7 protein-coding genes are annotated in these 4,258 nt (G+C 61.9%); 2 read left to right on the top strand and 5 right to left on the bottom strand.

Going from position 1 to position 4,258, the window contains the following annotated elements:
- The coding region (locus tag AC1P6P_RS07590; RefSeq protein ID WP_481401829.1) for an EAL domain-containing protein at positions 1 to 633 on the top strand (633 nt) is incomplete at its 5' end.
- Between the two features lie 6 nt (positions 634 to 639).
- Here AC1P6P_RS07590 and phaR read toward each other — a convergent pair.
- Positions 640 to 1,227, bottom strand: a complete 588-nt coding sequence (gene phaR, locus AC1P6P_RS07585) for a polyhydroxyalkanoate synthesis repressor PhaR (protein WP_481401830.1) — start codon at positions 1,225 to 1,227, stop codon at positions 640 to 642.
- A 273-nt stretch (positions 1,228 to 1,500) separates the two neighbouring features.
- Here phaR and AC1P6P_RS07580 point away from each other — a divergent pair, with 273 nt between their 5' ends.
- Complete coding sequence (locus AC1P6P_RS07580; RefSeq protein ID WP_481401828.1) at positions 1,501 to 1,725, top strand: hypothetical protein; 225 nt, start codon at positions 1,501 to 1,503, stop codon at positions 1,723 to 1,725.
- Between the two features lie 9 nt (positions 1,726 to 1,734).
- On the opposite strand, the gene AC1P6P_RS07575 is transcribed toward AC1P6P_RS07580, so the two are convergent.
- The 4 genes from AC1P6P_RS07575 to AC1P6P_RS07560 all read right to left on the bottom strand — a co-directional run.
- Positions 1,735 to 2,241: a MarR family winged helix-turn-helix transcriptional regulator gene (locus AC1P6P_RS07575; protein ID WP_481401827.1), complete on the bottom strand. Its 507-nt coding sequence runs from the start codon at positions 2,239 to 2,241 to the stop codon at positions 1,735 to 1,737.
- A 193-nt stretch (positions 2,242 to 2,434) separates the two neighbouring features.
- Entirely contained in the window at positions 2,435 to 2,998 is a 564-nt protein-coding gene (locus AC1P6P_RS07570) for a septation protein A (protein WP_481401826.1), read from the bottom strand.
- Positions 2,995 to 3,930, bottom strand: a complete 936-nt coding sequence (gene ftsY / locus AC1P6P_RS07565; protein ID WP_481401825.1) for a signal recognition particle-docking protein FtsY — start codon at positions 3,928 to 3,930, stop codon at positions 2,995 to 2,997. Before ftsY ends, AC1P6P_RS07570 begins: the two co-directional genes overlap by 4 nt.
- On the bottom strand, positions 3,927 to 4,258 hold a 332-nt coding region (locus AC1P6P_RS07560; RefSeq protein WP_481401824.1), incomplete at its 5' end, for a TRAM domain-containing protein. The genes AC1P6P_RS07560 and ftsY, both read right to left, overlap by 4 nt.

The following is a 4,258-nucleotide window of genomic DNA, read 5'->3' as shown; positions in this document are numbered from 1 at the left end:
GAATGCCTGCTCAGGATGATCAAGCCCGACGGGTCGATCGCGCCGGCCGGCCATTACATTCCCGCGGCCGAACAACTGGGCCTCGTTCGCTTGGTCGATCGGCGGGCGCTCGAAATGACGATCGCGGCGCTGCACGCCCATCCCGAGATCAATCTGTCGGTCAATGTGTCCGGCACGACGGCGCAGGATTCGGCGTTCCTGCAATCCTTCGTCGAATACGTGAAGCAGAATTCGGCGGTGGCGAACCGTTTGGTGGTCGAACTGACCGAAACCGCGGCGCTGCATCACTTCGAGGAAAACGCCCGCTTCGTATCGCGCCTGAGGGAAATGGGCTGCCGCATCGCCATCGACGATTTCGGCGCCGGCTATACCTCGTTCCGCAACCTGCAGATGCTGCGCGTCGACAAGGTCAAGATCGATGGCTCGTATGTCGCCGCGTTGACGACCTCGCCCGAGAACCAGATCTTCGTGCGCACGCTGGTCGACCTCGCCAAGAACTTCAACCTCAAGACGACGGCGGAATGGGTCGGCTCCGAGGAAGAAGCGGTGCTGCTCGAAGGCTTCGGCGTCGACCACTTCCAGGGCTTCTTCTTCGGCGAACCGCTGCTGAAGCCGGATTTCAAGAAGGGGTAGGGCGGCCTATTTGCGCTGGCTCAGTTCGGCGAGCTGGCGGCGCATTTCTTCCATCTGGGTCTTGAGATCGTCGAGATCGCTGACCGGCGGCGGTGGCTCCGGCGGCGAAGCGAACGGCGCGAACATCTGCATCGAGCGTTCGAACACCGCCATGTTCTGGCGTGCCAGTTGTTCCACTGCCTGGTTGCCGCTGCCGAACACCTTGGCGATGCGCTCGCGCATCTCTTCCTGGTTCTTGATGAAGCTCTGCATCGACAGGTCGAGATAGCCGGGCACGAACGACTGCATCGGGTCGCCGTAGAAGCGGATGAGCTGGCGCAGGAACCGGATCGGCAACAGGTTCTGGCCCTTGGCCTCTTCCTCGAAGATGATCTGGGTCAGGACCGAGCGGGTGATGTCCTCGCTGGTGCGCGCGTCATGGACCTCGAATTCGATGCCCTGCTTCACCATCTCGGAGAGATGGTCGAGGGTCACATAGCTCGAGGTCTGTGTGTTGTAGAGCCGCCGGTTCGCGTATTTCTTGATGACGACCGGGGCCTCGGCCTTGTGCTCTTCCGCCATTCCCGTTCCTGCCGCCTCTTCGCGGTCAGCCAAGCCCACAAACGGGCCCCTGTCCAGCCTTTTTGCGCACCTGCAGCACGAGTGGCGGTGCAATCGACTTGGTAAGTACCTGAGATTGCCGGTTTTTTTGAGCCGCCGCAAGCTCCCTCGCATCCGCGGCAATTTGGGAGCAGATAATCGGGGCCGGTGGGCGCGGCGACCGGACCGCTGCGGCAGGGGTTTGGCGGATGGGGTCAGCGGCAGGATCGTTCGTGTACGGACTGTGATCCTAAGGATTTGGCAACCAAGTTCTGAAATCCTCACGCCATGCAAATCAGCGCCGCCGCCCTTCTCGCCAGCCAAAGCCAAACATCCGTGCGTCCGCGCGGCACGCCTGCGGCATTCGAGCCGATGGCGTTCAAGCAGACGCCGGCGAGTGCGGTTCCCCAGGACGCGGCGAGACAACCGGCGCCACGGCCGATGGCGCCCGCTCCCGCGGCGGCAAGCGGCGGTTACGTCCGTCCGGGCACGAACCTCGATATCAAAATCTGAGACGAGCCGTCAGCCGCGGCGCTTGCGCGTCTTGGCGCGAGTCTTCGGTGCCCCGTTGGCGGCGAATTCCTCGCCGGCCGAAGCGATCGTCGACAGCGCCTTGATGAACTTCGAGCGTTCCGACGGCGGCAACGGATCGAGCAGCGCCTTTTCGGCCCGGTCGGCGGCCGAACGCGCCACGCGCAGGGCCTTGCGGCCGCTGGCGGTGATGGCGACGGCGTTGGCACGCGCATCCTTCTCGGTGCGTTCGCGGCTGACGAGGCTGCGCTCGAGCATGCGGCGGACCATTTCGGCCAGCGTCGAGCGGTCGATGCCGGTCATTTCGACCAGCGCGGTCTGGCTGACGCCTTCGTTGTTTTCGAGGGCGGCGAGCACCGTGAATTGCTGCTTGGTCAGTTCGCAGGAACCGGCTTCGCGCGCGTAAAGATCGCCAAAATACTGCTGACAACGCTTGATAAGATGGGATGGCGCTTCCGCGAGTTCAAAGCCCCCATTCACTTTGCGCTGACCCTTCATCGTGATGACCCCTGCTTCTGCAAGATCGAGGTCGGCAGACCGCACGCGCCTGCACGACAGTTCTCTCTATTCGACATGACGCTGGACTCTCAACGTCACAGACGGACGTGATACCAAACAATAGCCAACCATAGCGCGGCCGACAACTCTGTCTAGCGTGAAGAGGTGCGTCCAGGCAACGCGCGCCGCGCAACTATTCTTCGTCGTGAGCGCTATCTTGCGCGATCTGGTGCTTGAGCAGGAACGGCACTTGGCTGAGCGAGAACAGGACCGTCAACGCGATGGCGCCGAAAACGTGATAGGTCACCCAGATCGCATCGGAAAAATTGCGCCAGATCAACTCGTTGAGAATGGCCATGCCGATGAAGAAGCCGCCGAAGCGGACCGTCAGTATGCGCCATTTGTCATCGTTTAGAGATACAGCAGTACCCAAAATGTACTTTACAAAGAGACGCTTGAACGCGAGACCGCCGAGCAGTGTGGTCGCGAACAGCGCGTAAATCATCGTCGGCTTCAGCTTGATGAACATTTTGTCGTTCAGATAAAGCGTCAAGCCGCCGAACACCACCACGATCACCGCTGTTGCCAGCGGTACGGGATGCAGCTTCCTGTCGAACACAAAGCCCAGAATGACGGCAGCGACCGCGGCCGCCATCACCGTGGCCGTGGCGGCGTAGAGGTCGAACACTTTGTAGGCGATGAAGAACAGCAGCAGCGGGCCGAAGTCGACCAAGCTGCGTCTTAATTGCGGATTCATGCCGCCCCCGTCAGCGCTTTGGCAAAACTATCCGCCGCGAAGCTCTGCAAATCCTCTTCGCGTTCCCCGACACCGATAAAATGGACAGGAATGGCGAACTTGGCGGCAAGCGCCACCAGGATACCGCCTTTGGCGGTGCCGTCCAGCTTGGTCATCACCAATCCGGTGAGAGGAACAGCAGCGGAGAAGGCTTCCACTTGCGAGATTGCGTTTTGCCCGGTGGTTGCGTCCAGTATCAAAAGTGTGCCGTGTGGTGCCGCAGGGTCCTGCTTTTTCAGAACGCGTGCAATTTTCTGCAACTCCGCCATCAGGCCGGCTTTGTTCTGCAGCCGTCCTGCGGTGTCGATCAACAAAACATCGGCGCCGACTTGGCGCGCCCGCGTGAAGGCATCGAACGCAAGCCCCGCCGCATCCGATCCGGCCGCACGCGATACCACTTCGCAGCCCGCCCGCTCGCCCCAGACTTGCAGTTGCTCGATGGCGGCGGCGCGGAAGGTATCGCCGGCGGCCAGAACAACTTTTTTTCCCTCGCGCGCCAGTTTGGCGGCGATCTTGCCGATGGTGGTGGTCTTGCCGGTGCCGTTGACGCCGGCGACCAGGATTACATATGGCTTGATGGCGGCATCGATGGCGAGCGGCTTGGCGATGGGCTCGAGAATCTTAGAAATCTCGTCGGCAATGATGTGGCGCAGATCATACGTTGCGACATCGCTGTCATAGCGGCCCTTGGCGACGGCGGCGGTGATCGCCTTGGCTTGGGCGGCGCCGAGATCGGCCCGGATCAGCGCTTCCTCGAGTTCCGCCAGCGAAACGTCGTCGATCTTTTTCTTGACCAGGGCTTCGAGGCCGAGCGCGCTCGCGCTTTTGGCGAGGCCGGACTTGAGTTTCTCGAAGAAGGTCGGCGGGGGCGGGGCTTCGCCGAATTGCCTCATGAAACAATGTCTCCGGTGAGATGGTCGGATGTGGCGCCGGTAATGCGCACGCGGACGAAATCGCCTGCTTCGCCGGTGAATGCAACCGGAACAAACGATGGCGTGCGGCCGAGGCCGGCTTTTTCGACCAGCAGCGTCTCTTCGCGCCCGATCAGCGTGGAATAGTATTGCTGCAATGCTGCGGCGCCCTTGGCCCTCAGGCGGGCAGCACGCTCCTTGACGGCGGCGCGGCCCAGTTGCGGCATCTTCGCCGCCGGCGTGCCCTGGCGCGGACTGAGCGGGAACACATGCAGCATTGACAAGCCGGCGTCGTCCACCAGCCTCAGGG

It is taken from the genome of Rhizomicrobium sp. (assembly GCF_056722145.1).
The sequence above is the reverse complement of the archived record's forward strand: the minus strand, read 5'-3'. Positions and strand labels throughout refer to the sequence as shown.

Coding starts and splice junctions, on each gene's coding strand:
- AC1P6P_RS07580 (WP_481401828.1), top strand. CDS start 1,501: ATGCAAATCAGCGCCGCCGCCCTTCTCGCCAGCCAAAGCCAAACATCC.
- AC1P6P_RS07575 (WP_481401827.1), bottom strand. CDS start 2,241: ATGAAGGGTCAGCGCAAAGTGAATGGGGGCTTTGAACTCGCGGAAGCG.
- AC1P6P_RS07570 (WP_481401826.1), bottom strand. CDS start 2,998: ATGAATCCGCAATTAAGACGCAGCTTGGTCGACTTCGGCCCGCTGCTG.
- ftsY (WP_481401825.1), bottom strand. CDS start 3,930: ATGAGGCAATTCGGCGAAGCCCCGCCCCCGCCGACCTTCTTCGAGAAA.